General features: G+C 73.2%; 21 protein-coding genes. All 21 read right to left on the bottom strand.

The window, feature by feature from the left end; genetic code table 11:
* Positions 1-80: 80 nt before the first annotated feature.
* Complete coding sequence (gene pyk / locus ACFQ53_RS07660; protein ID WP_377857646.1) at positions 81-1,553, bottom strand: pyruvate kinase; 1,473 nt, start codon at positions 1,551-1,553, stop codon at positions 81-83.
* Between the two features lie 215 nt (positions 1,554-1,768).
* Positions 1,769-3,247: a glutamate synthase subunit beta gene (locus ACFQ53_RS07655; RefSeq protein ID WP_377857643.1), complete on the bottom strand. Its 1,479-nt coding sequence runs from the start codon at positions 3,245-3,247 to the stop codon at positions 1,769-1,771.
* Positions 3,240-7,808 carry a glutamate synthase large subunit gene (gene gltB / locus ACFQ53_RS07650; RefSeq protein WP_377857641.1) on the bottom strand — a complete coding sequence of 1,523 codons (4,569 nt, stop codon included), beginning with the start codon at positions 7,806-7,808 and terminating at the stop codon, positions 3,240-3,242. Before gltB ends, ACFQ53_RS07655 begins: the two co-directional genes overlap by 8 nt.
* A 216-nt stretch (positions 7,809-8,024) precedes the next feature.
* Positions 8,025-9,011 (bottom strand): prolipoprotein diacylglyceryl transferase, encoded by a 987-nt coding sequence (lgt, locus tag ACFQ53_RS07645; RefSeq protein WP_377857638.1) that lies wholly within the window; start codon positions 9,009-9,011, stop codon positions 8,025-8,027.
* Complete coding sequence (gene trpA / locus ACFQ53_RS07640; RefSeq protein WP_377857636.1) at positions 9,008-9,886, bottom strand: tryptophan synthase subunit alpha; 879 nt, start codon at positions 9,884-9,886, stop codon at positions 9,008-9,010. The genes lgt and trpA overlap by 4 nt, the downstream gene beginning before the upstream one ends.
* Complete coding sequence (gene trpB, locus ACFQ53_RS07635; RefSeq protein WP_377857633.1) at positions 9,883-11,289, bottom strand: tryptophan synthase subunit beta; 1,407 nt, start codon at positions 11,287-11,289, stop codon at positions 9,883-9,885. Before trpB ends, trpA begins: the two co-directional genes overlap by 4 nt.
* The gene (gene trpC, locus ACFQ53_RS07630) at positions 11,286-12,155 is read right to left on the bottom strand and encodes an indole-3-glycerol phosphate synthase TrpC (protein ID WP_377857630.1); all 870 of its coding nucleotides are present in this window, start codon (positions 12,153-12,155) and stop codon (positions 11,286-11,288) included. Before trpC ends, trpB begins: the two co-directional genes overlap by 4 nt.
* A 112-nt stretch (positions 12,156-12,267) precedes the next feature.
* Positions 12,268-12,696 (bottom strand): DUF2752 domain-containing protein, encoded by a 429-nt coding sequence (locus ACFQ53_RS07625; protein WP_377857627.1) that lies wholly within the window; start codon positions 12,694-12,696, stop codon positions 12,268-12,270.
* Positions 12,693-12,932 carry an HGxxPAAW family protein gene (locus ACFQ53_RS07620; protein ID WP_377857624.1) on the bottom strand — a complete coding sequence of 80 codons (240 nt, stop codon included), beginning with the start codon at positions 12,930-12,932 and terminating at the stop codon, positions 12,693-12,695. The genes ACFQ53_RS07625 and ACFQ53_RS07620 overlap by 4 nt, the downstream gene beginning before the upstream one ends.
* A gap of 33 nt (positions 12,933-12,965) precedes the next feature.
* Positions 12,966-13,703 carry a Trp biosynthesis-associated membrane protein gene (locus ACFQ53_RS07615; protein WP_377857621.1) on the bottom strand — a complete coding sequence of 246 codons (738 nt, stop codon included), beginning with the start codon at positions 13,701-13,703 and terminating at the stop codon, positions 12,966-12,968.
* Positions 13,700-15,325, bottom strand: a complete 1,626-nt coding sequence (locus tag ACFQ53_RS07610; RefSeq protein ID WP_377857618.1) for an anthranilate synthase component I — start codon at positions 15,323-15,325, stop codon at positions 13,700-13,702. Before ACFQ53_RS07610 ends, ACFQ53_RS07615 begins: the two co-directional genes overlap by 4 nt.
* The gene (hisI, locus tag ACFQ53_RS07605) at positions 15,322-15,780 is read right to left on the bottom strand and encodes a phosphoribosyl-AMP cyclohydrolase (protein ID WP_377857615.1); all 459 of its coding nucleotides are present in this window, start codon (positions 15,778-15,780) and stop codon (positions 15,322-15,324) included. Before hisI ends, ACFQ53_RS07610 begins: the two co-directional genes overlap by 4 nt.
* A complete protein-coding gene (gene metK, locus ACFQ53_RS07600) occupies positions 15,777-16,985 on the bottom strand; it encodes a methionine adenosyltransferase (RefSeq protein WP_377857612.1) in 1,209 nt (402 codons plus the stop codon). The genes hisI and metK overlap by 4 nt, the downstream gene beginning before the upstream one ends.
* Complete coding sequence (gene coaBC, locus ACFQ53_RS07595) at positions 16,982-18,286, bottom strand: bifunctional phosphopantothenoylcysteine decarboxylase/phosphopantothenate--cysteine ligase CoaBC (RefSeq protein WP_377857609.1); 1,305 nt, start codon at positions 18,284-18,286, stop codon at positions 16,982-16,984. The genes metK and coaBC overlap by 4 nt, the downstream gene beginning before the upstream one ends.
* 56 nt (positions 18,287-18,342) lie before the next feature.
* Positions 18,343-18,708, bottom strand: a complete 366-nt coding sequence (gene rpoZ, locus ACFQ53_RS07590; protein ID WP_152353056.1) for a DNA-directed RNA polymerase subunit omega — start codon at positions 18,706-18,708, stop codon at positions 18,343-18,345.
* A 209-nt stretch (positions 18,709-18,917) separates the two neighbouring features.
* Positions 18,918-19,520 carry a guanylate kinase gene (gmk, locus tag ACFQ53_RS07585; protein ID WP_377857606.1) on the bottom strand — a complete coding sequence of 201 codons (603 nt, stop codon included), beginning with the start codon at positions 19,518-19,520 and terminating at the stop codon, positions 18,918-18,920.
* A complete protein-coding gene (gene mihF, locus ACFQ53_RS07580) occupies positions 19,517-19,843 on the bottom strand; it encodes an integration host factor, actinobacterial type (RefSeq protein WP_152353058.1) in 327 nt (108 codons plus the stop codon). Before mihF ends, gmk begins: the two co-directional genes overlap by 4 nt.
* Positions 19,844-20,135: 292 nt before the next feature.
* Positions 20,136-21,092: an orotidine-5'-phosphate decarboxylase gene (gene pyrF / locus ACFQ53_RS07575; RefSeq protein WP_377857603.1), complete on the bottom strand. Its 957-nt coding sequence runs from the start codon at positions 21,090-21,092 to the stop codon at positions 20,136-20,138.
* Positions 21,089-24,445, bottom strand: coding sequence for a carbamoyl-phosphate synthase large subunit (carB, locus tag ACFQ53_RS07570; protein WP_377857600.1), 3,357 nt, complete (start codon positions 24,443-24,445; stop codon positions 21,089-21,091). The genes pyrF and carB overlap by 4 nt, the downstream gene beginning before the upstream one ends.
* Positions 24,445-25,674: a glutamine-hydrolyzing carbamoyl-phosphate synthase small subunit gene (carA, locus tag ACFQ53_RS07565; RefSeq protein WP_377857597.1), complete on the bottom strand. Its 1,230-nt coding sequence runs from the start codon at positions 25,672-25,674 to the stop codon at positions 24,445-24,447. Before carA ends, carB begins: the two co-directional genes overlap by 1 nt.
* Positions 25,671-26,300, bottom strand: a complete 630-nt coding sequence (locus tag ACFQ53_RS07560) for a hypothetical protein (protein WP_377857594.1) — start codon at positions 26,298-26,300, stop codon at positions 25,671-25,673. Before ACFQ53_RS07560 ends, carA begins: the two co-directional genes overlap by 4 nt.
* Between the last annotated feature and the right edge of the window lie 9 nt (positions 26,301-26,309).

Genomic DNA, 26,309 nt, shown 5'->3' with positions numbered 1-26,309 from the left:
TCCCGGATCCGATGCTCGGATCCGGGACGGGGCCCTTCGTGGTGCGCGACGGATGCGCCTCCGGGGCTCCGGGGAGGGGCTCAGGACTCCTGGGTGCCGGCGGCGATGCGGTCGGCCTCGATCCGTGCGGACTCGGTGCCGTCGAGGTCGCCGATGCGGTGCACGCGCAGGGTGTTCGTGGAGCCGTGGACCCCGGGGGGCGAGCCGGCGGCGACGATCACCAGGTCGTTCTTCTGCAGGCCCTTGTGCTCGCGCAGCAGCTCGTCGACGACGAGGACCATCTCGTCCGTGTTCTTCTGCATCGGCACGAGGTGCGCCTCGATGCCCCACGAGAGCGCGAGCTGGTGGCGCACGTGCTCGTACGGGGTGAGGGCGAGCAGGGGGATCGACGGGCGCAGGCGCGCGAGGCGGCGCGCGGTGTCCCCCGACTCGGTGAAGGTCACCAGGTACTGGGCGGAGAGCTGGCCGCCGATCTCCGCCGCCGCGCGGGTGATGGCGCCGCCGCGGGTGTGCGGGATGGTGCCCAGCGGGAGGATGCGGTCGGCGCCGTTCTCCTCCGTGTTGGTGACGATGCGCGCCATGGTGCGCACGGCCTCGAAGGGGTACTTGCCCACGCTGGTCTCGCCCGAGAGCATGACCGCGTCGGCCCCGTCGAGGATGGCGTTGGCGCAGTCCGAGGCCTCGGCGCGGGTGGGGCGCGGGCTCTCGATCATCGACTCGAGCACCTGGGTGGCGACGATGACGGGCTTGGCGTTGCGGCGGGCCAGCTCGATCGCGCGCTTCTGCACGAGCGGGACCTGCTCGAGCGGCAGCTCGACACCGAGGTCGCCGCGGGCGACCATGATGCCGTCGAAGGCGCCGACGATCGCGCGCAGCGCCCGCACGGCCTGGGGCTTCTCGATCTTGGCGATGACCGGGACGCGGCGCCCCTCCTCCTGCATGATCCGCAGGACGTCGTCCATGTCGTGCGCGTCGCGCACGAAGGACAGGGCGATCAGATCGGCGCCGAGGTTCAGGCCCCAGCGCAGGTCGTTGATGTCCTTCTCGCTCATGGCGGGGACCGAGACGGCCACGCCGGGCAGGTTGATGCCCTTGTGGTTCGAGACGGGCCCGGGGACCTCGACGACGGTGCGCACCTCGGTGTCGGACACGTCGGTCACGCGCACCGACACCTTGCCGTCGTCGATCAGGAGGACGTCGCCGGGCCGGCAGTCGCCGGGCAGGCCCTTGAAGGTCGTGGAGACGCGCTCCTTGGTGCCCTCGACGTCCTCGGTGGTGATGGTGAACTCGTCGCCCACCTCGAGGCGATGGGGGCCGTCGGCGAAGTTCCCGAGCCGGATCTTGGGTCCCTGGAGGTCGACGAGGACCGCGACGTTGCGTCCCAGGTCATCGGCGGCGCGGCGGATGTTCGCGTAGACCTTCTCGTGGTCGTCGTGGGTGCCGTGGCTCAGGTTCATCCTGGCCACGTTCATCCCGGCGTCGATCAGCGTGCGGATCTGCTCATACGAGCTCGTCGCCGGGCCCAGTGTGCAGACGATCTTGGCTTTTCGCATGTCAACCCATCTATCGGAGGTAAGTGGGGGCGCGCATCCCCGTCGCAGCAGGGTGCATCCGGGCAACGCGCTGCCACGGGTCGCACCGCTGTGATCCGTCGCCATCCAGTGTACTGTCCGCGCGGCGGAGCCGGGCGGTGCGACCGGCCAGCGGTCGGAGCACGGGTGAACGACCCGGCGGAGCACGCCCGGCGCGACCGCCGGCCGGCTCCGGGTCAGACGGACAGGGCCCGGGCGTGAGGCTCGACGGGCTGCGGGAGGGCCGTGGATCCCATCAGGTGGGCGTCCACGGCGGCCGCGCACGAGCGTCCCTCGGCGATCGCCCAGACGATGAGGCTCTGCCCGCGTGCGCAGTCGCCCGCGGTGAACACGCCGTCGGCGCTCGTGCGCCAGGTCTCGTCGTGCACGATGCTGCCGCGGTCGTCGAGCTCGACGTCGGCCTCCTCGAGCGCGCCCTCGCGGCGCGGGCCGGTGAAGCCCATCGCGATGAGGACGAGCTGGGCGGGCAGCACCTTCTCGGTCCCCGGCGTGGGGACGCGGCGCCCGTCCTGGACGCTCGTGCGCGCGACCCGGATGCCGGTGACCGCGCCGTCCTCGCCGACCTCGAAGCCGGTCGTGGAGGCGAGGTAGCTGCGCTCGCCTCCCTCCTCGTGGGAGCCGGTGACCTCGAAGAGCACGGGGTGCGTGGGCCAGGGGTGGGCCGCGTCGCGCTCGGTGGGCGGCTGGTAGCCGATCGCGAGCGTGGTGACGGAGCGGGCGCCCTGGCGCAGGGCGGTGCCCAGGCAGTCGGCGCCGGTGTCGCCGCCGCCGATGACGATGACGTCCTTGCCCTCGGCGCTGATCTGATCGGCGACCTCGTCGCCCTCGACCCGGCGGTTCGCCTGGGTGAGGTACTCCATGGCGGGGTGGATGCCGGCGGCCTCGCGCCCGGGCACCGGGAGCTCGCGCGGGATCTGCGAACCGGTCGCGAGCACCACGGCGTCGAAGCGGCGGCGCAGCTGCTCCATGCTGATCGCGCCCTCGCCGCTGCCGCCCACGTCCACTCCGGTGCGGAAGCGGGTGCCCTCGGCGCGCATCTGCTCGAGGCGGCGGTCCACGTGGCGCTTCTCGAGCTTGAACTCGGGGATGCCGTAGCGCAGCAATCCGCCGATGCGGTCGTCGCGCTCGAGGACGACCACGGAGTGCCCGGCGCGCGTGAGCTGCTGCGCGGCGGCGAGGCCCGCGGGCCCGGAGCCGACGACGGCGACCGAGCGGCCGGTCTGCCGCTCGGGCTCCTGGGGCGTCACCCAGCCCTCGTCGAAGGCGCGATCGATGATCGAGACCTCGATGTTCTTGATGGTCACGGGCGGCTGGTTGATGCCGAGCACGCAGCTGGACTCGCAGGGCGCGGGGCAGGCGCGTCCGGTGAACTCGGGGAAGTTGTTGGTCGCGTGCAGGCGCTCGGAGGCGTCCCGCCAGTCCTCGCGGTAGACCAGCTCGTTCCACTCGGGGATCAGGTTGCCCAGCGGGCAGCCCTGGTGGCAGAAGGCGATGCCGCAGTCCATGCAGCGGCCCGCCTGGCGGGAGACGACGCCGAGTCGCCCCTGCTCGCGGGACTCGTAGACCTCGCGCCAGTCCATGAGGCGCAGGGGCACGGGCCGACGCGTGGGCAGCTCGCGGTCGCGGGTCTTCAGGAAGCCGCGGGGATCAGCCATGGGAACCCTCCAGGATCTCGTTCCACACCTCGTGGGAATCGGGGTCGATGCCGGCCTCCTGGGCGCGGTCTCGGATCTCGGTGACGCGCAGGAACGCGCGGGGGGCGATCTCGACGAGGCGCGAGATCAGGTCGTCCTCGTCCGCCAGGAGCGCGTGGGCCCGGTCGGAGCCGGTGCGCCGGGCGTGCTCGCGCACGGCCTCGAGCACGAACTCGCGGTGGTCCTCGCGCACGGGCGTGATCTCGAAGGTCGCGGCGTCGGCGGGGTTGAGCTCGCTCTCGTCGAGGTCGAGGACGAACAGGGTGCCGCCGCTCATGCCGGCGCCGAGGTTCCTGCCGGTCGCGCCGAGGATGACGACGGCGCCGCCGGTCATGTACTCCGCGCCGTGATCGCCGATGCCCTCGACGACCATCGTGGCGCCGGAGTTGCGCACGCCGAAGCGCTCCCCCGCGGCGCCGGCGAGGAACAGCTTGCCGCTGGTCGCGCCGTAGCCGCAGGTGTTGCCGGCGATGGTCGCGGAGGTCAGCGACGACGGGGTGCCCTCGCCGTGGCCGATCGCGACCACGCCGCCGGAGAGGCCCTTGGCGACGTAGTCGTTGGCGTCGCCCGTGAGCTCCATGGTGATGCCGCGCGGCAGGAAGGCGCCGAGCGACTGGCCGCCGGTGCCCTCGAGCTCGATGCGGATGGTGTCCTCGGGCAGCCCGTCGGCGCGGTGGCGCCGGGTGACCTCGTGGCCCAGCTGGGTGCCGACGGTGCGCTGGACGTTGCGGACGCGATCGCGGATGACGACGGCCTCCCCGCGCTCCAGCGCGGGCTCGGCGGCGGCGATCCAGGGGACGTCGGCGGCCTTCTCCAGGGAGTGGTCCTGACCGCGCATGCGGCGCACGTGGTCGCCCGCGAAGACCTCGGGGGCGGCGAGCACCGGCGCGAGGTCGAGGCCCTGCTGCTTGAAGTGGCGGCGGGCGTCCTCGACGTCGAGCAGGTCGATGCGGCCGACGGCCTCGTCGAGCGAGCGCAGTCCGAGGGAGGCGAGGTGCTCGCGGACCTGCTCGGCGATGTACTCGAAGAAGGTGACCACGAAGTCGGCCTGCCCGGTGAAGCGGGCCCGCAGCTCGGGGTTCTGGGTGGCCACACCCACGGGGCAGGTGTCCAGGTGGCACACGCGCATCATGATGCAGCCGGAGACCACGAGCGGGGCCGTCGCGAAGCCGAACTCCTCGGCGCCCAGGAGCGCGCCGATGATGACGTCGCGCCCGGTCTTCATCTGCCCGTCGACCTGCACGGTGATGCGGTCCCGCAGGCCGTTGAGCAGCAGGGTCTGCTGGGTCTCGGCGAGGCCCAGCTCCCAGGGCGTGCCCGCGTGCTTGAGGGAGTTCAGGGGGCTCGCGCCGGTCCCGCCGTCGTGCCCGGAGACGAGGACGACGTCGGCGTGGGCCTTGGAGACGCCCGCGGCGACCGTGCCGACGCCGAAGCGGGACACGAGCTTCACGTGGACGCGGGCCGCGGGGTTCGCGGACTTCGCGTCGTGGATGAGCTGGGCGAGGTCCTCGATCGAGTAGATGTCGTGGTGCGGCGGCGGGGAGATGAGGCCGATGCCGGGCGTGGAGTGCCGGGTGCGGGCGATCCACGGGTAGACCTTCTCCGGGGGCAGCTGGCCGCCCTCGCCGGGCTTCGCGCCCTGCGCCATCTTGATCTGGATGTCGCGCGCGAAGGTCAGGTACTCGCTGGTGACACCGAAGCGGCCCGAGGCGATCTGCTTGATGGCGCTGTTGCGCTCGGGATCATGGAGGCGGTCGGGCTCCTCGCCGCCCTCCCCCGAGTTCGACATGCCGCCCAGGCGGTTCATGGCGATCGCGAGGGTCTCGTGGGCCTCGCGGGAGATCGAGCCGTAGCTCATCGCGCCGGTCATGAACCGCTTCACGATCGAGGAGACCGGCTCGACCTCCTCCAGCGGCACCGGGGAGGCCTCGTCGGTGCGCAGGCGCATGAGTCCCCGCAGGGTCATCAGCTGCGTGGACTGGTCGTCCACGAGCTCGGTGTAGCGGCGGAACTCCTCGTACTGCCGCGAGCGCGTGGAGTGCTGGAGGCGGAACACCGTCTCGGGGGTGAACAGGTGCGGCGGGCCCTCGCGGCGCCACTGGTACTCGCCGCCGACGTCGAGGCGGCGGTGGGCGTTGCGCAGGCCGTCGCGCGGGTAGGCGAGGGCGTGGCGGGAGGCGTTCTCCTCGGCGATGACGTCGAGCCCGATGCCGTCGATGCGGCTGGTGGTGCCCGGGAAGAAGCGCTCGACGAGCTCACGCGAGAGGCCCACGGCCTCGAAGAGCTGGCTGCCGCGGTAGGAGGCGACCGTCGAGATGCCCATCTTCGACATGATCTTCAGGACGCCCTTGGCGAGGGCCTGCAGGAGGTTCGCGACCGCCTGCTCGCCGCTGATGTCGCCGACGACCCCGCGGCTGACGAGATCCTCGGCGCTCTCCATGGCGAGATAGGGGTTCACGGCGCTCGCGCCGTAGGCGATGAGCAGCGCGACGTGGTGGACCTCGCGCACGTCTCCCGCCTCGACCAGCAGGGCGGCGCGGGTGCGCCGGCCGGTGCGGATGAGGTGGTGCTGCACGGCGCTCGTGAGCAGCAACGAGGGGATCGGAGCGAGCTCGGCGTTGGAGTCGCGGTCGGAGAGCACGAGGAAGGTCGCGCCGTCGTCGATCGCGCGCACCGCCTCCTCGCAGATCTCCTGGATCCGCTCCTCGAGGGCGGAGGCTCCCCCGCTCACGCGGTACAGGCCGCGCAGGCGGGTGGTGTGGAAGTCCGCGGTCCCGGGATCGGAGTCGATGGTGAGGATCCGGGCGAGCTGCTCGTTGTCGATGACGGGCGCGGGCAGGGACAGCTGGCGCGCGTGCAGCGCGGTCGCGTCCAGCAGGTTGCGCGACTCGCCGATCGCGACGCCCAGGCTGGTGACCACGGCTTCCCGGATCGAGTCGAGCGGCGGGTTCGTGACCTGAGCGAACTGCTGGGTGAAGTAGTCGAAGAGCAGGCGCGGGCGGTCGGAGAGCACGGCCGTGGGGGTGTCGGTGCCCATCGCCCCGATGGGCTCGGCGCCCTTGGCCGCCATCGGACCGAGCAGGATCCGCAGCTCCTCCTCGGAGTACCCGAAGGTCTGCTGGCGGCGCACCACGGAGGAGCGCGAGTGCCAAATGGGCTCGCGCTGCGGGAGATCGGCGATGTCGACCTTCTGCTCGGAGAGCCAGCGGCGCCAGGGGCGGCTCGCGACGACCTCGTCCTTGACCTCGTGGGAGGTGAGCACACGGCCGCCGACCAGGTCGACGGCGAACATCTCGCCGGGGGCGACGCGCCCCTTGCGCGCGACGTGCTCGGGCTCCATCTCGATCATGCCGGCCTCGGAGCCGAGGACCACGAGGCCCTCGTCGCTCACCCAGTAGCGCAGGGGCCGCAGGCCGTTGCGGTCGAGCTTCGCGCCGACCATGTCGCCGTCGGTGAAGACGAGCGCGGCGGGGCCGTCCCAGGGCTCCTGGATCATCGCGTGGAACTCGTAGAACGCCCGCAGATCGGGGTCCATCGAGGTGTCGTTCTCCCAGGGCTCCGGGACCAGCATCATCATCGCGTGGGGCACGGAGCGGCCGGCGAGGTTCAGCAGTTCGAGGGCCTCGTCGAGGCTCGCGGAGTCCGAGGCGCCGGCCGAGTTCACGGGCAGCAGGCGCCCCAGGTCCTCGCCGAACAGGGGCGAGGCCAGGCGCCCCTCGGCCGCGCGCAGGCGGTTGCGGTTGCCGACCACGGTGTTGATCTCGCCGTTGTGGGCGAGCATCCGGAAGGGGTGCGCGAGCGGCCAGGCGGGGAAGGTGTTGGTCGAGAAGCGCGAGTGCACGATCGCGACGGTCGACTCGAGGCGCGGATCGCGCAGGTCGGGGTAGAACTCGCCGAGCTGCGTGGTGGTGAGCATGCCCTTGTAGACGAGGGTGCGCGTGGACAGGCTCGCGAAGTAGGCACCCGTGGAGTGCTCGACACGGCGGCGCACGGCGAAGGCAGCGCGCTCGAGATCGAGTCCCGTGCGCTCGTGCGCGGCGTCCTCGAGGATCATCTGCGCGAAGTGCGGCTGCGCGGCGCGGGCGCTGGGGCCGACGAGGCCGTCGACCACGGGCACGTCGCGCCAGAAGATCACGCGCAGGCCCTCGTCCTCGGCGATGCGCTCGACGCGCTCCACCTCGAGGGCGCGCGCATCGGGGTCCTGGGCGAGGAAGGCCTGGCCGACGGCGAAGGCGCCCGGCGCGGGGAGCTCGGCCCCGGCCTCGGCCGCCACGTCGGAGAGGAAGCGGTGGGGCACCTGCAGGAGGATCCCGGCACCGTCGCCCGTGGTCTCCTCGGCGCCGACGGCTCCGCGGTGGTCGAGGTTCTCGAGCGCCGTGAGCGCGTGCTCGATGATGTCGTGCCCGGGGGTGCGGCGCGTGGTGGCGATCATGGCGACGCCGCAGGCGTCGTGCTCGTCCTCGGGGCTGTACAGGCCGGTGGCCGGGGGCTGCGCGGAGAACCGCGAACGCAGGGGGATCATGGGCGTTCCTTCCGGGGCCGGTGCTGTGGACCGTGGCCCGCAGAGGGGCCGCGACGCGGGTCCCGGAGGGCAGGGGGCCGCCCGGGGCCCCGATTGCCGTCGGGACAGCGTACTGCCTGCGTCCGTCGTGCGGAATCTCAGCAGTCGCATCGTGAGACGCCCGTCCGCCGGGTGTGCGTACGTCCCGCGGGGCGTGCGTCCTCGCGGGGCTACGGGTCAGTCGCGGCGTCTGCGGCGCCCGCGGCGCGCGTCGGGAGCGACGGTCCGCTCGGAGCCGTCGGCGCCGTCGGAGGCCGACGTGTCCGCGGGGGCCGGCCCGTCCGCGGGGGCCGACGGGCCCGCCGGCGACGCGACGGGCAGGGTCCACGAGCCGTCGGCCGCGAGGACCTCTCCCCCGCGCCGCCGTCTGCGCCGGGTGAGCACCACGAGCACGACGATCGCGACCACGAGGACCACGAGGGCCAGCACGGTGTGGATGCGCAGCGGGCCGATCATCGCCACGGGCTCGGTGCGCATGGCGTCGATCCAGGCGCGGCCCGCCGAGTAGATCGCGGCGTAGAGCCAGAACACGCGGCCCCCGCCCAGCTGCAGTCGCTTCGCGATCGCGAGCAGCACGACCACGCCGATGAGGTTCCACAGCAGCTCGTAGAGGAACGTCGGGTGGTAGGTGCCGGGCACGCAGCCGGGGATGGTGCCCCCGTTCTGGACGCAGGAGATGTCCAGCCCCCACGGAAGGGTCGTCGGCGGGCCGAAGAGCTCCTGGTTGAACCAGTTGCCCAGACGGCCGATCGCCTGGGCGACCATGAGGGTCGGCGCGATCGTGTCCGCGAGGGCCACGAAGGAGATGTCCTTGCGGCGGGCCATGAACCACACGGCCACGGCCCCGCCGGCGACGGCGCCGTAGATCGCAAGGCCGCCCTGCCAGATCTTGAGCACGTCCAGAAGGTTCCCGTCGGCCCCGAAGTAGGGGGCGGGCGAGGAGAGCACGTGCCAGATGCGCGCGCCGATGATGCCGGCGACGACGGCGGCGAAGACGATGTCGAACATGTCCTCGCCCGTGCCTCCGCGGGACTCCCACCGCTTGGTGGCCCACCAGAGGGCGACGCCGATGCCGGCGAGGATGCACAGGGCGTAGAAGTGGATCTCCAGGGGGCCCAGGTGGATCGCGGAGATCGTGGGGCTGGGGATGTCGGCGAGGATCATGCGCGCACTCCGCTCCGGGCGCTCTCGACGCCCTCGCGCAGCTCCCGCGCCTTCGCCGCGAGGCGTGGCATGGGGACAGCGGCCCCGAGGGACGGATCCGCCCCGGGGTCCGCTCCGTCGGCTCCCGCCGCGGCGAGGTCCTCCATGAGGGCCTTGACGAAGGCCGAGCCGACGATGACGCCGTCGGCGTAGGCGCCGACCTCCGCCGCCTGGGTCCCGGTGGAGACGCCGAGGCCGACGCAGACGTTGCGGGCGCCCGCGGCGCGGGTGCGCTCGACGAGCCCCCTGGTGGCCTCCCCGACGGAGTCGCGGGTGCCGGTCACGCCCATGGTCGAGGCGGCGTACACGAAGCCGGACGCGTGGGAGACGACGTGCGAGAGTCGCTCGCGCGGGGAGCTCGGGGCCACGAGGAACACGCGGTCCAGCCCCTCGTCCTCGCTCGCGGTGAGCCAGTCCCCTGCCTCGTCGGGGATGAGGTCAGGGGTGATGAGCCCGGCACCGCCCGCGACGGCGAGGCGATGCGCGAAGGAGGCGACGCCCTGCGCGAGGACGGGATTCCAGTAGGTCATCACGAGGACGGCCGCACCGCTCCCCCGCAGCGCCTCGACGGCCTCGAGGACGTGGTGGGTACGGGTGCCGCCGGCCAGTGCCGCGGTGGCGGCCTGCTGGATGACGGGCCCGTCCATCACGGGGTCGGAGTAGGGAAGGCCCAGCTCGAGCACGTCGACGCCGTTGTCCACCAGGGTGCGCGCCGCCTGGATGCAGCGCTCCTGGTCGGGGAAGCCGACGGGCAGGTAGCCGACGAGGGCTGGGCGGCCCTCCTCGCGCGTGCGCTCGAGGACGTCTCCGGCCCGCAGCCGCGCAGTGGTGCTCATCGGTTCTCCTCCTCGGTGAGGGGCGTCGCGGGATCGGCCGCGGCGGGGGTCTCCGGACCGGCGGTCTCCGGCCTGGCGGCGCGGTCGGTGGGCAGGGTGCTGCGGGCGAGGTCGCGCAGGGCGGCGAGATCGCCGCGACGAGCGGCGGCGCCGTCGGACCCGTCGGACCCGTCGGACGGATCGTCCAGGAGTCCGAACCAGCGGGAGGCGGTGTCCACGTCCTTGTCGCCTCGTCCCGAGAGGCTCACCAGGACGGTGGAGCCCTCGCCGAGCTCGCGGCCCAGCGCGAGCGCCCCGGCCAGGGCGTGCGCGGACTCGAGCGCGGGCATGATGCCCTCGGTCATGGAGAGCAGGGCGAAGGCGTCCATGGCCGCGTCGTCGTCGATCGCGCGGTACTCGGCGCGGCCGATCTCGGCGAGCCAGGCGTGCTCGGGGCCGACGCTCGGGTAGTCCAGGCCCGCGCTCACCGAGTGGGAGGGGATGGTCTGGCCGTCGTCGTCCTGCATGACGAAGCTCCGGGCGCCGTGGAGGACGCCCGGGCTGCCGCCGCCGATGGTCGCGCTGTGGCGGCCGGTGGCGACGCCGTCCCCGCCGGCCTCGCAGCCGATCAGCCGGACGTCGGCGTCGTCGAGGAAGGCGTGGAAGATGCCCATCGCGTTGGAGCCGCCGCCCACGCAGGCGACGACGGCGTCGGGCAGGGCGCCCGTGCGCTCGAGGACCTGCTCGCGGGCCTCCTCGCCGATCACCCGGTGGAAGTCGCGGACCATCACGGGGAACGGGTGGGGACCGGCCACGGTGCCCAGCAGGTAGTGGGTGCTCTCGACGTTCGTGACCCAGTCGCGGAAGGCCTCGTTGATCGCGTCCTTCAGGGTGCGCGAGCCGTGGGTCACGGGGACGACCTCAGCGCCCAGCAGGCGCATGCGGGCCACGTTCAGCGCCTGGCGCTCGGTGTCCTCCTCGCCCATGTAGATCGTGCAGTCCAGTCCGAACAGGGCCGCCGCCGTCGCGGTCGCGACGCCGTGCTGGCCGGCGCCGGTCTCTGCGATCACACGGGTCTTGCCCATGCGCTGGGTGAGCAGGGCCTGACCCAGCACGTTGTTGATCTTGTGACTGCCGGTGTGGTTGAGGTCCTCGCGCTTGAGCAGCACGCGGGCGCCGCCGGCGAGGGCGGAGAACCGCGGCGCCTCGCTGAGCAGGGACGGGCGGCCCGTGTACTCGCGGGAGAGGCGCTGGAGCTCGGCGATGAAGTCGGGGTCGACGATCGCCTTCTCGTAGGCCTCGCGGATCTCGTCGAGCGCGGGCACGAGCGCCTCGGGCAGGAAGCGCCCGCCGAAGTCGCCGAAGTAGGGGCCGGCCTCGCTGCGCAGCGGGGTGTCCGGGCGCGGGAACAGGCTCTGGCTCATGCGTCGCCTCCGAGGGTCGTGGTGCTGGTGCCGGCCGCGCTCGGACCGGAGCCGCCGGCGCGGCCGTGGCGGCGGACGGATCGGAACTCCTCGACGCTGCGGCGGGGGTCGGCTCCCGTCACGAGGGCCTCGCCCACGAGCACGGCGTCGGCTCCGGCGCGGGCGTAGGACTCGACGTCGGTGACCGAAGCGACCGCGGACTCGCCGATCGCGAGGATCCCGGCCGGGATGTCCCCGAGCAGGGCGGTCGCCCTGTCCAGGTGCACGTCGAGGGTGGTGAGATCGCGCGCGTTCACACCCACGATGGCGGGGTCCAGGGCGAGGGCGCGCTCGAGCTCCGCTGCGGTGTGGGTCTCCACGAGCGCCTGCATGCCGAGCTCGCGGGTGAGGTCGTGCAGGTCCTTCAGGAGGGCGTCGTCGAGGGCCGCGACGATGAGCAGCACGAGGTCCGCCCCGTGGGCGCGGGCCTCGAGCACCTGGTAGTCCTCGACGGTGAAGTCCTTGCGCAGCACGGGGACGTCGACGGATGCGCGGACCGCGTCGAGGTCGGCGAGGCTGCCGCCGAAGCGCCGCTGCTCGGTGAGGACGCTGATCGCGCTCGCGCCGGCGCCCGCGTAGATGCGGGCGAGCGCGGCGGGATCGGCGATCTCGGCGAGGTCGCCCTTCGAGGGGCTGCGCCGCTTGACCTCGGCGATCAGGCCCAGCGTGCTGCCGTCGCCCTCCAGGCTCGCGCGGGTGTCGCGGGCGGGGGCGGTCTGCGCGGCGAGGCGCTCGAGGGCGGGGCGCGGGAGCTGCGCGCGGCGCGTCTCGAGGTCCTCGCGGACCCCCTCGATGATGCTGTCGAGGACGGTGCCTGTCGCTGTCACGGACCCTCCTGGTCCCGGCTCGTGGAGCCTGGTCTGCGCGGACGATGCGGATGCGGCGTCGACGGGCCGCGTGCCCGTTCGGCGCCGGTGCTGCGTGCCGGCCCCGCGGGGCTCAGGCCCCGGGGACCAGCGAGGGCGCGGAGAGGAACTCCAGGCCCGGGAGGTTGCGGGCGATCGTGAAGACGGCCACCAGAGCGCCCAGGCCGAGGAGCATGCCCTTGGGCGGATCGATGACGCGACCGCGCCCGCGGACGCGGTCGACGATCCAGCGCAGGTAGAGGGCGAGCACGACGGGCATGGCGAGCACGATCAGCGCGTTGCTGTGCAGGGCCAGCAGCGGATCGCCCGCGAGCAGCGCGTGCACGGCGCGGGTGGCGCCGCAGCCCGGGCAGTCCAGGCCGGTGAGCGCGTGCAGGGGGCACAGCGGCACGTCCTGGGTGAAGGGGTCGAAGACCGCCTGGACCCCGACCGCCGCCGCGGCCGCGGCCGCCGCCAGGGCGAGCGGCAGCACCGCTCCCCGGGCGCCGGCCCGCTGGGTCACTGCGCCGAGGCCCGGGTGCGCTTCTGGCCGAAGCCGGCGAGGCGCAGGACGAAGCTCACGACCATCGTGATCACCACGACGGCCGCGCCGCCGATGATGATCGGCATGTCGCCGAGCACGATGCCGAGCGCCGCGACGATCGCCCCGAGGACGCAGCCGACGGTGTTCACCCAAGCGGCGACGGTGCTGCCCTCGTTGTGCGGGGGCGGCGGCGGGACGGCGTACGTGCGGGGCATGGGTGACCTCTCGTGTGCAGGGGGCGGATAACCCTATTCTGCCACGCGCCCGGAGTCGCCCGGCGGCTCGGTCCATGTGTCGTCGGACGGGTGCTCGACCTGTTCGTCGACCTGTTCGTCGACCGGTTCGTCGGACGGGTCGTCGGCCCGACCGCCGGCAGGATCGGCCGAGGACTCCTCGGCCGCCGCATCGGACGGATCCTCGCCGCGGCTCAGCGCGTCCCAGGCCGCCGCCGGGTCGTCGGACGGGTCGAGCTGGGCGGGCGCGACCTCGCGGGAGGCGTCGCGCTGGTAGCGGGAGCGGCGCCGGGGCCAGCGCCCGCCGACGGCCAGCACGAGCACGCCGACGACCACGAGCAGCACCGCCGGCACGAGGGCCACGAGCGGCCAGATGCTCGCCTCGGCGTCGATCGAGCCGCCGACCACGCCCGTGGCCTCGGCGACCGCGGAGGTCGAGGCGCTCACGGCATCGGCGCGCACGCTGATCGAGGAGACGGCGGCGCCGATGCCCACGAGGATCAGCACGGGCCCGGTGATGAAGCGCACCCAGCGCGAGGCGAGGGTCGTCGCGACCGCGGCGGCGCCGCCCACGAGGGCGAGGGCGAGCACCGCGGGGGCGGCGTCCTGCCCGGTGACGTCGACGCTCTGCTTCGCGCCCGTGAAGCCGGCGGCCAGGGCCGTCGTCCAGGTCGCGCGGGTCATCCCCGCGAGCGCGAGGGACATGACGAGGGCGGCGAGCACGAGGCTGCGCCGGGTCAGCAGCGCCCTCATGCGTCGCGCACCGTCTGCGCGGAGGCGACCGCGCGCAGGGCGGCGGCGGCCTTGGTCTGGGACTCGCGGTGCTCGGTCACGGGATCGGAGTCGGCGACGATCCCGCCCCCGGACTGCACGTGCGCGGTTCCGTCCTTGATGACGGCGGTGCGGATCGCGATGGCCATGTCCATGTCCCCGGCGAAGTCGATGTATCCCACGGTGCCGCCGTAGACCCCGCGGCGCACCGGCTCGAGCCGGTCGATGATCTGCATCGCCCGCGGCTTCGGCGCCCCGGAGAGGGTGCCGGCGGGGAACGTCGCGCGCAGGGCGTCGCATGCGCTCGCGTCGGCGCGCAGGGTGCCGGTGACGTCGCTCGAGATGTGCTGGATGTGACTGAAGCGCTCGATGTGCATGAGGTCGCGCACGGTGACGCTGCCGGGCTCGCAGACCTTCTGCAGGTCGTTGCGCGCGAGGTCGACGAGCATCAGGTGCTCGCTGCGCTCCTTGGGGTCCGCCAGCAGCTCCTCCGCGAGGCGCGAGTCCTCCTCGGGGTTCGCCCCGCGCGGACGCGAGCCGGCGATCGGGTGCGTGCCGGCGGTGCGTCCGCGCACGGTGACGAGCGCCTCGGGGCTCGCGCCCACCACGTCGATCGGCGCGCCGTCGCCGTCCACGGTCCGCAGCAGGTACATGTAGGGGCTGGGGTTCATGCGCCGCAGCACACGGTAGACGTCCAGCGGATCCGCGGCGGTGGGCAGGGAGAAGCGCTGCGAGGGCACGACCTGGAAGATCTCGCCGTCGACGATGTCGCGGACGGCCTCGCGCACGGACTCCTGGTACTCCAGCTCGGCCGTGCGGGGCTTGGGCTCGACCTCCCGGACCGTGTCGTAGACGGCGGGGCGCGCGGGCAGCGGACGGTGCAGCGCGCCGCGCAGGGCGTCCACCCGCGCGAGGGCGTGGTCGTAGGCCTCGTCGACGCGCTCGTCGGTGCCGTCGAGATTCAGGGCGTTGGCGACCAGCAGCACGGTGCCGTCGTGCGCATCGTGCACGGCGACGTCCTGGGCGAGCATCATCGAGAGGTCGGGGACGCCGATCTCGTCGGGCGGGGCGTCGGGCAGCTTCTCCCAGTGGCGCACGGCGTCGTAGGCGACGACGCCGACCAGTCCGCCGGTGAAGGGCGGCAGCTGCGGGAGGCGCGCGGAGCGGAACGCGTCGGCGACGGAGGCGAGGGCCCGCATCGGGTCGCCGTCCTCGGGGACGCCCGCGGGCACGTCGCCGATCCAGTGGGCCTGGCCGTCCTTCTCGGTGAGCACGGCGCGGGCGCGGGCGCCGATGATCGACCAGCGGGATGCTTCGCCCTCCCCCGCGCTCTCGAGCAGGAAGGTGCCGCGGGGGTCCTCCTGGTCGACGATGCGGCGGTAGAGCGTGAGCGGGGTGTCCTCGTCGGCGAGCACGCGGAGGGTCACGGGGACGATCCGCTGCTGGGCGGCCAGCGCCCGGAAGGTCTCGCGATCGGGCTGGATCACCCCGAGGGCATCGCCCTCGATCCCGCCGACGAGCTCCGGATAGGACGCTCCGGCGTCCGTGTCCTCGGGGGCCGACGGACGGGTGCGATCCGGGTGCGGCTGATCGGTCGTGGTCATCCCTCGGTGTCCTCCTCGGGGCGGTGCGCGGTGGCGGTCGCGGCGGTGGCCGCGGTGGGCCCGGCGGCGTCGGCGGCCGATGAGCGCTCGGCCTCCCCGAGCACGCGGACGCCGAGCTCGCCGCCGACGAAGCAGGTGTCGGTGCCGCGGTGGCAGGCCGGTCCGATCTGATCGACCTGGACGAGCAGCGTGTCGCCGTCGCAGTCGAGGGCGGCCGAGCGCACGTATTGCACGTTCCCGCTGGTGTCGCCCTTGCGCCAGTACTCCTGGCGCGAGCGGGACCAGAACGTCACGCGGCCCTCGGTCAGGGTGCGGCGCAGGGCCTCGTCGTCCATCCAGCCGACCATGAGGACGCGGCCGTCCTCGTGGTCCTGGATGACGGCGGGCACGAGGCCCGCGGCGTCGTGGGCGAGGCGCTGCGCGATCGCCGGGTCCAGCGCCGGGGCGTCGTTCACAGCGCCCTCGCGAGCTCGTCGGCCCGGTCCGTGCGCTCCCAGGTGAACTCGGGCAGCTCGCGGCCGAAGTGGCCGTGGGCCGAGGTCAGCGTGAAGATGGGGCGCAGCAGGTCCAGGGCGTCGATGATCGCGGCCGGACGCAGGTCGAAGACCTTCTCGATGGCACGGGCGATCTGATGATCGGGCACGGTGCCGGTCCCGAACGTCTCGACGTACAGGCCCACGGGCGCGGCCACGCCGATCGCGTAGGCGACCTGGACCTCGCAGCGCTTCGCAAGTCCTGCGGCGACGACGTTCTTGGCGACCCAGCGCATGGCATAGGCACCCGAGCGGTCGACCTTGCTGGGGTCCTTGCCGCTGAACGCGCCGCCGCCGTGACGGGCCATCCCGCCGTAGGTGTCGACGATGATCTTGCGGCCCGTGAGTCCGGCGTCGCCCTTGGGGCCGCCGACGACGAAGCGACCGGAGGGGTTGATGTGGAAGCGCACCTCGGAAGTGTCCAGGCCGATGCCCTCGAGCTCCTCCAGGACGGGTGCGATGACGACCTGACGGATCCCGGGATCGAGCTGCGCGGCGATGTCGACGTCCTCGTCGTGCTGGGTGGAGACCACGACCGCCTCGACGCTGCGGGCGACGTCGTGCTCGTCGTAGCCGATGGTGACCTGGGTCTTCCCGTCGGGTCGCAGGTAGGGCAGGACCCCGCTGCGGCGCGCCTCGGAGAGGTTCGAGGAGAGGCGGTGGGCGGCGTGGATCGGCAGCGGCATGAGGGTCGGAGTGTCCGAGCACGCGTAGCCGAACATGAGCCCCTGGTCGCCCGCGCCGAGGTCGCCGAAGCGCTCGGCGGAGCCGCCGTCGCGCCTCTCCCAGGAGGTGTCGACGCCCGCGGCGATGTCGGGGCTCTGCGAGCCGATGGAGACCTCGATGCCGCAGCTGTCGGCGTCGAAGCCCTTCGCGGAGGAGTCGTAGCCGATCTCCCGGATGACGTCGCGGACGATCCGCTGCACGTCGGTGTACCCCGACGTGCGCACCTCACCGGCGACGTGGACGAGCCCCGTGGTCACCATGGTCTCGACGGCGACGCGCGCGCCGGTGTCCTGGCCGAGCATGTCGTCGAGGATGGCGTCGGAGATCTGATCGCAGATCTTGTCGGGGTGCCCCTCGGTGACCGACTCGGAGGTGAAGCTGCGCAGGTCGTGCGGTGTCATGGGGTCCAGCGTACGTTGCCCAGCCTGCTCGCGACCTGCGTGAGCACAGCGTGGGCGACGGCCGTCTTGGACCCCTCGGCGCGGTCCACGTCCGCGCCCTCGGCGTCCAGGATCTCGATCGCCGTGTCCTCGGCGCCGAAGACCCCGCGGCTGACGTCGTTGAACACCAGCAGATCGGCCTGCTTGCGGCGCGCCTTCTCCCGCGCGAGCTCGAGGGAGGTGCGCCCCTCTCCCCCGGTCTCCGCGGCGAATCCGACGATGACATGCGGGTTCACGCGGGTTCCCGCGGGCACTCCGGCCTCGCCGCGACGCTGCCGGCGGTCCGTCACGCTCGCGGCGAGCACGTCCTCGGTGCGGCGCAGCGCGAGGACGGGGACGTCGTCCTCACCGGACTTCTTGATCTTCTCCTCGGCCCGCTCGGCGGGGGTGAAATCGGCCACGGCGGCGGCCATCACGAGCGCGTCGGCGTCCCCGCGCTCTGCGGCGACCGCCTCCGCGAGGTCGGCGGCGCTCGTGACGTCGATGCGGCGGGCGCCGGGCGGCGTCTGGAGGTCGACGTTCGCAGCGATCAGGGTGACCTCCGCGCCGCGCGCGAGGGCCGCGTGGGCGAGGGCGAAGCCCTGCTTGCCGGACGAGTGGTTGGCGAGGAAGCGGACGGGGTCGATCTCCTCGCGGGTGCCGCCGGCGCTGATCAGCACGCGCGCGCCCGCGAGGCCCTGCACGACGGCGCCGTGCTCGTCGCGCGGGGCGGTGAGCTGCGCGCGGGCGGCGTCGAGGATCGCCTCCGGCTCGGGAAGGCGGCCGGGTCCGCTGTCCGGGCCGGTGAGCCGGCCGACGGCGGGCTCGAGGACCCGCACGCCGCGCTCGCGCAGCACCGCCACGTTCTCGCGGGTCGCCGGGTTCTCCCACATCTCGGTGTGCATGGCGGGCGCGAGGAGGGCCCGCGGGCCGGCCATGAGCAGGGTCGCGCTCAGCAGGTCGTCGGCCCGTCCGCCGCGGACCCGGGCCAGCAGGTCGGCCGTCGCGGGGACGACGAGGACGAGGTCGGCCTCCTGCCCGAGACGCACGTGGGCGACCTCGTCGACGTCCTCGAAGACGCTCGTGGTGACCGGGTGGTGGCTGAGGGCCTCCCAGGTCGCGGCGCCCACGAACTCGAGGGAGGAGGCGGTGGGGACCACGCGGACGTCGGCCCCGGACGCGACAAGGCCGCGCACCACGTGCGCGGCCTTGTAGGCGGCGATCCCGCCGCTCACGCCCAGCAGGACGCGGGCTCCGCGGATCCCATCGGCGATCTGGCTCATCTCAGCAGGATCCTCGCGATGCTCGGCGGATCTCGAGGGGGCTCCCCCGAGTGTGCTCAGAAGGAGAAGTCGGTGGACGGCGGCTCGGGCGCGTCCTCGCCGAGCTGCAGCGGAGCCAGCGAGGACTCCGACTCGGCCTGCTTCTTGGCCTCGAGCTCGGCCTCGTCGATCTCGCGGGCGACCAGCAGTCCCTCGTCGATCTCGCGCAGGGCGATGGAGAGCGGCTTCTCCTGGTTCTCGACGTCCACGAGGGGGCCGACGTACTCGAGCAGGCCCTCGGAGAGCTGCGAGTAGTAGGCGTTGATCTGGCGGGCGCGCTGCGAGGAGTAGAGCACGAGCGCGTACTTCGAGTCGACGTCCTCGAGGAGGCGGTCGATCGGCGGGTTCGTGATGCCCTCGGGCTGGGCGACGGTTCCGAACACGGAAGGTCCCTTCGATTGACGATGTGCACGGCGCTGCCGGTCCGGCAGTGAGCTGAGCTCGCGGAGCGCGCCGCATGCGACCACCCAGGATACGCCCCGATCCGCGCGCTGGCGAGCGGGGGGCGGGCGGACTGCGTCACGCCCCGTCCGGAGGGGGCGCTCCGCGACCTGTGCGGAGCACGTGCAGCGGAGTGCTCTCGGCCGAACGCTCAGCCGTGCTGCGGAGCGACGCCGATGAGAGCGGCCAGACGATCGGTGGCGTCGGCGACCGTGTCGTTGACGATGGTGACGTCGAACTCGCTCTCGGCGGCGAGCTCGACGCGCGCGGTGGCCAGGCGCCTCTCGCGCTCCTCGGCGTCCTCGGTGCCGCGGCCGACGAGCCGCTCGACGAGCGTCTCCCAGTCCGGCGGGGCGAGGAACACGAAGAGCGCCTCGGGCATGGTCTCGCGGACCTGCCGCGCTCCGGCGAGGTCGATCTCCAGGAGCACGGGGCGGCCGTCGGCGATGCGCTGCTCCACCGCGCCGCGGGGCGTTCCGTAGCGGTTGCGCCCGTGGACGATCGCCCATTCGAGCATCTGCCCGGTCTCGACCAGACGGGTGAACTCCTCGTCGCTGACGAAGGAGTAGTGCACGCCATCGACCTCACCGGGGCGCGGAGCCCGCGTGGTCGACGAGACGGACAGCCACACGTCGGGATAGCGCTCGCGCATCGCCGCCGAGACCGTGCCCTTGCCGACGGCCGTCGGGCCGGCGAGCACCGTGACAGGGACGCGGCCGGAGCGCGGGGCTCCGGCCGCGACGCTCTCCGTCACTCGGAGAAATGGGCGATGAGCTTCTCCGCCTGGTGGGAGCCGAGGCCCCGCACCTTGCGTGAGGGCGAGATGCCGATCTCCTCCATGATCTGCTGCGCCTTGACCTTGCCGACGCCCGGGAGGGCCTCGAGGAGGGCTGCGACGCGGAGGCGACCGATCACCTCGTTGTCCTCGGCCTCCTTGAGCACCTTGGCGATCTCCTCGCCGCGGCGGCCGGTGGACTCCTTCAGGCGGGACTTGATGGCTGCGCGCTCACGTCGGGCCTCGGCGGCCTTCTTGAGGGCTTCGGCGCGCTGTTCCGGAGAGAGAGGAGGGAGAGCCACTGTCGTACCTCAGTTCTTGGTTCGGTGACGGGTGTCCTGATACCAGGGTCCCGGGGACCGGGTCCCACCGCGCCCTCCGACCATCCGGGTCCTGATCACCAGGGATCCTCGTGGACCTGCACGTCTCGGGCGGGTGCGGTGGCACGACTGTATCCCGATGATCGGCGGAATTCGCCCCTTCTCGGCGCGTCGCTCCAGTTCGGACGGCTTTCGGCCCCTCGTTCTGACGCGATAACCAGCAGGTGTGGCGAAAAGTGGGGCCCTGCCGCGTGCTCGAACCGCGGCGCCGGGATCAGAGGGCGTACGCGGCGGCGAGCTCCTCGGCCCTGGTCGCGAGGGCCTGCGGATCGGGCCCGGCGGAGAGCACTCCGCGCGAGAGCGAGACCAGAACCCGATCGGCGGCGGCCCCGAAGACCGCGGCGCGGTCCTCGGGTCCGGCGCCCTGGGCGCCGTAGCCGGGAGCGAGGACCGGGGCACGGGTCCCGGCGACGTCGATGCCGAGGTCCCGCAGGGCGTCGCCCACGGTCGCGCCGATGACGAGCCCCGTGCTCCCCCATGCCTGCGCGGGGTCGAGCCCAGACTCGGCGATCTCCGCCAGGTTCGCCTCGCGGGTGTGGTCGGCCATGATGCCGGCGACGGACGATGCCTCTGCCCTGCCGCTCTCCGCGGGAGAGCCCCCGGCACGCGCGACGGCGGCCGCAGGGCCCTGGGCGCGTACTGCGTGCTGGACCTCGGGCCCGTCGGGGTTCGAGGTCAGGGCCAGCACGAACACGCCCTTGCCGTGCTGCGCGGCGAGCTCGAGCGCCGGGGCGAGCGAGCCGAAGCCCAGGTACGGGCTCACAGTGACCGCGTCGGCCTCGAGCGGGGCGCCCGGGCGCAGGTAGGCGTCGGCGTACCCGCCCATGGTCGAGCCGATGTCCCCGCGCTTGACGTCGAGGACCGTGAGCACGCCGCGCTCGCGGGCGGCGCCCAGCAGCTCCTCGAGCACCGCGATGCCGCGGGAGCCGTGGCGCTCGAAGAAGGCGGACTGGGGCTTGAGCGCGCACGCGTGCCCCGCGCAGGCGTCGAGCACGGTGCGGGAGAAGACCCGCAGGCCGTCCGCGTCGTCCGCGAGGCCCCACTGCGCGAGCAGGGAGGCGTGCGGGTCGACGCCCACGACGAGGGGGCCGCGCTCCGCGACGGCCGCGCGCAGCCGCTCGCCGAAGGTCGGGGCCACGTCCTGCCCGGTGCTCGTCTCTCCCCCGCTCACGCGCGCACCGTCTCGCCGCGGTGGCGCGAGAGGAAGGCGATGTGGTCCTGCAGGCTCTCGACGTCGAAGGCGCCGCTGGGCAGCGCCTCGATCGCCTGCACGGCCGCCTGGAACTCCTGCAGCGTGGTGATCATCGGGACGTCCATGGAGGTCGCGGCCGCACGGATCTCGTAGCCGTCGGCGCGCGCGTCGGAGCCCGAGGGCGTGTTCAGCACGAGCACGACCTCGCCGCCCTCGATGAGCTCGATGACGCTGCCGGAGGCGTCGGCCTCGGAGGCCTTGGCGATGGTGCGGCACGGGACCCCGGAGCGGCGCAGCACCGAGGCGGTGCCGACGGTCGCGAGGATGTCGAAGCCGAGCGCCGCCAGACGCGCCACCGGGAGCACGACGCCGCGCTTGTCGCGATCCGAGACCGAGACGAAGACGCAGCCCGAGGTGGGCAGGCCCTGCCCGGAGATCGCCAGCTGCGACTTCGCGAAGGCCAGCGGGAAGGTCGCGTCCATGCCCATGACCTCGCCCGTCGACCGCATCTCGGGGCCGAGCAGCGCGTCGACGCTGCGGCCCTCGTGGGTGCGGAAGCGCTTGAAGGGCAGCACGGCCTCCTTGACGCTGATCGGGGTGTCCGCGGGGAGGTCCCCGCCGTCGCCCTCGCGGGGCAGCGCGCCCTGGGCGCGCAGCTCGGCGATCGAGCGGCCCGCCATGATCAGCGAGGCCGCCTGGGCCAGGTGGACGCCCGTCGCCTTGGAGACGAAGGGGACGGTGCGGGAGGCGCGCGGGTTGGCCTCGAGCACGTAGAGCACGCCGTGGGCGAGCGCGTACTGGACGTTGAGCAGGCCGCGCACGCCCACGCCCTCGGCGATCGCCTCGGTCGAGCGGCGGATCTGCTCGAGCACGCCGGCGCCCAGGGTCACGGGCGGCAGGGTGCACGCGGAGTCGCCCGAGTGGATCCCGGCCTCCTCGATGTGCTCCATGATCCCGCCGAGGTACATCTCCTCGCCGTCGTACAGCGCGTCGACATCGATCTCGGTCGCCGTGTCCAGGAAGGAGTCGATGAGGATCGGCGCCTCGGCACGACCGCCCTCGGGGATGTTGCGGCCCACGTAGTCCACGAGCCCGGCCTCGTCGTAGACGATCTCCATGCCGCGCCCGCCGAGCACGTAGCTGGGGCGCACGAGGACGGGGTAGCCGACCTCGCGGGCGGTCTCGATCGCGTCGGCCAGCGCCCAGGCGGTGCCGTAGGGCGGGGCGGGCAGCTCGGCCCGGGCGAGGACGCCGCCGAAGGCGCCGCGGTCCTCGGCCATGTCGATCGCGCCGGGCGAGGTGCCGATGATCGGCAGTCCCGCGTCCTCCAGGCGCCGGGCGAGCGAGAGCGGGGTCTGCCCGCCCAGCTGCACGATGACGCCCGCGACAGGACCGGCGGCGCGCTCGGCCTCGTAGACCTCGACGACGTCCTCGAAGGTCAGGGGCTCGAAGTAGAGACGGTCGGCGACGTCGTAGTCCGTCGAGACCGTCTCGGGGTTGCAGTTGACCATGACGGTCTCGAAGCCGCCCCCGCCCTCGGCGAGGTCGCGGCCCAGCACCATCGCGGCGTGCACGCACGAGTAGTCGAACTCGATGCCCTGGCCGATGCGGTTGGGGCCGGAGCCGAGGATCAGCACCGCGGGCTTCGTGCGGGGCTCGACCTCGCTCTCCTGGTCGTAGCTCGAGTAGTGGTAGGGGGTGCGGGAGGCGAACTCCGCCGCGCAGGTGTCCACGGTCTTGTACACCGGGTTCACGCCGAGCGCCTCGCGCACGCCCTTGACGACGTCGCCGGAGACGCTGCGCAGCTGCCCGATCTGGTCGTCGGAGATGCCGTGGCGCTTGGCCAGGGCCAGCAGGCCGGCGTCGAGCACCTCGGCCGCGCGGACCTCCTCGGCGATCTCCGCGACGAGCAGGAACTGGTCGAGGAACCAGCGGTCGATGGCGGTGGTCTCGTAGAGCCGCTCGATCGTCTCGGCGGGGTCGACGACGCCCGCGGCGGCGGCGCGCAGGATGCGGGCGATCGCCACCATGCGGGTGTCGGAGGGGATGCGCACGGCCTCGACGAGTTCGGCGACCTCGGAGGCGTCCGGGACCGGTCCCGTGTAGTCGACGTTCGCCGCCTTCACGTCCAGGGAGCGCTGGGCCTTGCCGTAGGCCTCGGTGAAGCTGCGGCCCAGCGCCATCGCCTCGCCCACGCTCTTCATGGTGGTGGTGAGGGTCGGGTCGGCGGCCGGGAACTTCTCGAAGGCGAAGCGCGGGATCTTCACGACCACGTAGTCCAGCGTCGGCTCGAAGCTCGCCGGGGTGGTGCCCGTGATGTCGTTGCGGATCTCGTCGAGCGTGTAGCCCAGCGCCAGACGGGCGGCGATCTTCGCGATCGGGAAGCCCGTGGCCTTCGAGGCGAGCGCCGAGGAGCGCGAGACGCGGGGGTTCATCTCGATGACGACGATGCGCCCCGTGGTGGGGTGGATCGCGAACTGCACGTTGCAGCCGCCGGTGTCCACCCCGACCTCGCGGATGATGCCGATGCCGAGGTCGCGCAGCCTCTGCTGCTCGACGTCGGTGAGGGTAAGGGCAGGGGCCACGGTCACGGAGTCGCCCGTGTGCACGCCGACGGGGTCGACGTTCTCGATCGTGCAGACGACCACGCAGTTGTCCTTGCGGTCGCGCATGAGCTCGAGCTCGAACTCCTTCCAGCCCAGGATCGACTCCTCCAGGAGCACCTCGGTGGTCGGCGAGTAGTGCAGGCCGTCGCCCGCGATGCGGCGCAGGTCGGCCTCGTCGTAGGCCATGCCGGAGCCGAGCCCGCCCATGGTGAAGCTCGGGCGCACGACCATCGGGTAGCCGAGGTCCTCGGCGGCCTCGAGGCAGTCGTCCATGGTGTGGCAGATGCGCGAGCGGGCGGACTCGCCGCCCACGCGCTCGACGACGCCCTTGAAGCGCTGGCGGTCCTCGGCCTTCTGGATCGCGTCGATCGAGGCGCCGATCATCTCGACCCCGAACTCGGCGAGGATGCCGCGCTCCTCGAGGGCGATGGCGGCGTTCAGCGCTGTCTGGCCGCCCAGGGTCGGCAGCACCGCGTCCGGACGCTCCTTGGCGATGATCGAGCGGATGACGTCGGGGTCGATCGGCTCGATGTAGGTCGCGTCGGCGATGTCCGGGTCGGTCATGATCGTCGCCGGGTTCGAGTTCACGAGGATGACGCGCAGGCCCTCCTCGCGCAGCACGCGGCAGGCCTGGGTGCCGGAGTAGTCGAACTCGGCGGCCTGGCCGATGACGATCGGCCCGGAGCCGATCACGAGCACGGAGGCGATGTCGTCGCGGCGGGGCATCAGGAGTCCTTCTTCTCGGAGGCGGCGGGGGTCTGGTCGGCCGTCCCGGTGCGGTGCGCGCGCACGAGGTCGACGAGGCGGTCGAACAGGTAGGAGGCGTCGTGCGGGCCCGACGCGGCCTCGGGGTGGTACTGCACGGAGTAGGCGGGCAGGTCGAGGCAGCGGATGCCCTCGACCACGTCGTCGTTCAGGCCCACGTGGGAGACGACGACCCGGCCGTAGCGGCCGCCGTCGTGCGGAGCGGTGTGCTCGCCCTCGAGCGGGACGTCGACGGCGAAGCCGTGGTTCTGGGCGGTGATCTCGACCTTGCCGGTCTCGCGGTCCAGCACGGGCTGGTTGATGCCGCGATGGCCGTACTTCAGCTTGTACGTGCCGAAGCCGAGCGCACGGCCCAGCAGCTGGTTGCCGAAGCAGATCCCGAAGAAGGGCAGGCCCTCGTCCAGGACTCCGCGCAGCAGCTCGACCTGGGCGTCGGCGCTCGCGGGGTCCCCGGGGCCGTTGGAGAAGAACACCGCGTCCGGCTCGGTGGCCACCAGCTCCTCGAGGGAGGTCGTCGCGGGCAGCAGGTGCACGCGCAGGCCGCGGGCGACCATGTTGCGCGGCGTCGCGCCCTTGATGCCGAGGTCGACGGCGGCGACCGTGCCGATCGCCTCGCCCTCGGGCTCGAGGACCACGGGCTGCGGGATGGTCACCTCCTCGACGAAGCTCGCGCCCTCCATGGCGGGCTCGGCCTGGATGCGCTCGAGCAGCCGCTGCTCGCTCGCGTCCGCCAGCGCGCTCCCGGAGAAGATGCCACCGCGCATGGACCCGTGCTCGCGCAGGATGCGTGTGAGCATGCGGGTGTCGATCCCGGAGATGCCGACGACCTCGCTGCCCACCAGCAGGTCGTCGAGGCTCTGCTCGCTGCGCCAGTTCGAGGCGACGCGGCTGGCCTCGCGCACGGCGTAGCCGCGCACCCAGACCGTCCGGGACTCCATGTCCTCGGTGTTGGCGCCGGTGTTGCCGATGTGCGGCGCCGTCTGCACGACGATCTGGCCCGCGTAGGAGGGGTCGGTGAGGGTCTCCTGGTAGCCGGTCATGCCGGTCGCGAAGACGACCTCGCCCAGACGCGCACCGCGCGCGCCGTAGGCCTCGCCGCGCAGCACGGTGCCGTCCTCGAGGACGAGGAGGGCGGGGTCGGGGGTGCGGCGCGCACGACCGACGCGGACGTCGGGGGCGGTGGTGGTCATGGGAGCTCCTTCCGGGGCTGCGGGTCGGTGGATGGGAGTGCGGGATCCGACGGGGGCGCGCCCGACGGGGGCAGGTCCGACGGGTCGGCGGACGGGCGCTGGTCGGCGGGCAGGCGCCGGGCGGCGAGGGCGAGGAAGCGGTCCTGGTCGGCGCGCTCGTCGAGGCGGAAGCCGGTGTCTAGCTCGGTCGAGCCCAGCTGCCAGCGGACGACGAGGAGGCCGTCGCCGCCGACCCACTTGCCGACCATGCCGGGTGCGGTGTGGACGGAGCGGACGTCGGCCCAGGGGACGAGGAAGCTCGCGGCACCCTGGCGCTCCACGTGCAGGACGGGCCGTCCGCCGTCGTCCGCGTCGGAGACCGACGCGCGGCTGCGAGGGCCGAGGCCGCGCGCGGTGACGCGCTCGAGCGGGCGGCCGGCGAGCGTGGTGGCGACGTACACGCCCTCCGCGGAGCCGGGCTCGCTCCCCCAGCTCAGCGCCTTGCCGCCGGCGACGGGCTGCGGGAGCTCGGGCAGATCGCCCTGGCGGGCGGCACGTCGCCGCCAGCCCCACCAGGCCAGCAGCACGCACAGCGCGAGCACGACGACCAGGGCGAGGACGGGCGGGAGATAGCGGGTGAGGTCCATGCTCGCCCG

Origin of the sequence: Brachybacterium sp. NPDC056505 (genome assembly GCF_042794925.1) — a bacterium.
GTDB classification, from domain to species: Bacteria; Actinomycetota; Actinomycetes; order Actinomycetales; family Dermabacteraceae; genus Brachybacterium; species Brachybacterium kimchii.
Note: the sequence above shows the minus strand (reverse complement) of the source record. Positions and strands in the feature narration are given on the sequence as shown.

Coding starts and splice junctions, on each gene's coding strand:
- trpB (WP_377857633.1), bottom strand. CDS start 11,289: ATGAGCCAGAGCCTGTTCCCGCGCCCGGACACCCCGCTGCGCAGCGAG.
- ACFQ53_RS07610 (WP_377857618.1), bottom strand. CDS start 15,325: ATGACCACGACCGATCAGCCGCACCCGGATCGCACCCGTCCGTCGGCC.
- ACFQ53_RS07615 (WP_377857621.1), bottom strand. CDS start 13,703: ATGAGGGCGCTGCTGACCCGGCGCAGCCTCGTGCTCGCCGCCCTCGTC.
- ACFQ53_RS07620 (WP_377857624.1), bottom strand. CDS start 12,932: ATGCCCCGCACGTACGCCGTCCCGCCGCCGCCCCCGCACAACGAGGGC.
- metK (WP_377857612.1), bottom strand. CDS start 16,985: ATGACACCGCACGACCTGCGCAGCTTCACCTCCGAGTCGGTCACCGAG.
- gltB (WP_377857641.1), bottom strand. CDS start 7,808: ATGATCCCCCTGCGTTCGCGGTTCTCCGCGCAGCCCCCGGCCACCGGC.
- trpA (WP_377857636.1), bottom strand. CDS start 9,886: ATGAGCACCACTGCGCGGCTGCGGGCCGGAGACGTCCTCGAGCGCACG.
- ACFQ53_RS07655 (WP_377857643.1), bottom strand. CDS start 3,247: ATGGCTGATCCCCGCGGCTTCCTGAAGACCCGCGACCGCGAGCTGCCC.
- carB (WP_377857600.1), bottom strand. CDS start 24,445: ATGCCCCGCCGCGACGACATCGCCTCCGTGCTCGTGATCGGCTCCGGG.
- pyk (WP_377857646.1), bottom strand. CDS start 1,553: ATGCGAAAAGCCAAGATCGTCTGCACACTGGGCCCGGCGACGAGCTCG.
- coaBC (WP_377857609.1), bottom strand. CDS start 18,286: ATGAGCCAGATCGCCGATGGGATCCGCGGAGCCCGCGTCCTGCTGGGC.
- lgt (WP_377857638.1), bottom strand. CDS start 9,011: ATGATCCTCGCCGACATCCCCAGCCCCACGATCTCCGCGATCCACCTG.
- ACFQ53_RS07560 (WP_377857594.1), bottom strand. CDS start 26,300: ATGGACCTCACCCGCTATCTCCCGCCCGTCCTCGCCCTGGTCGTCGTG.
- carA (WP_377857597.1), bottom strand. CDS start 25,674: ATGACCACCACCGCCCCCGACGTCCGCGTCGGTCGTGCGCGCCGCACC.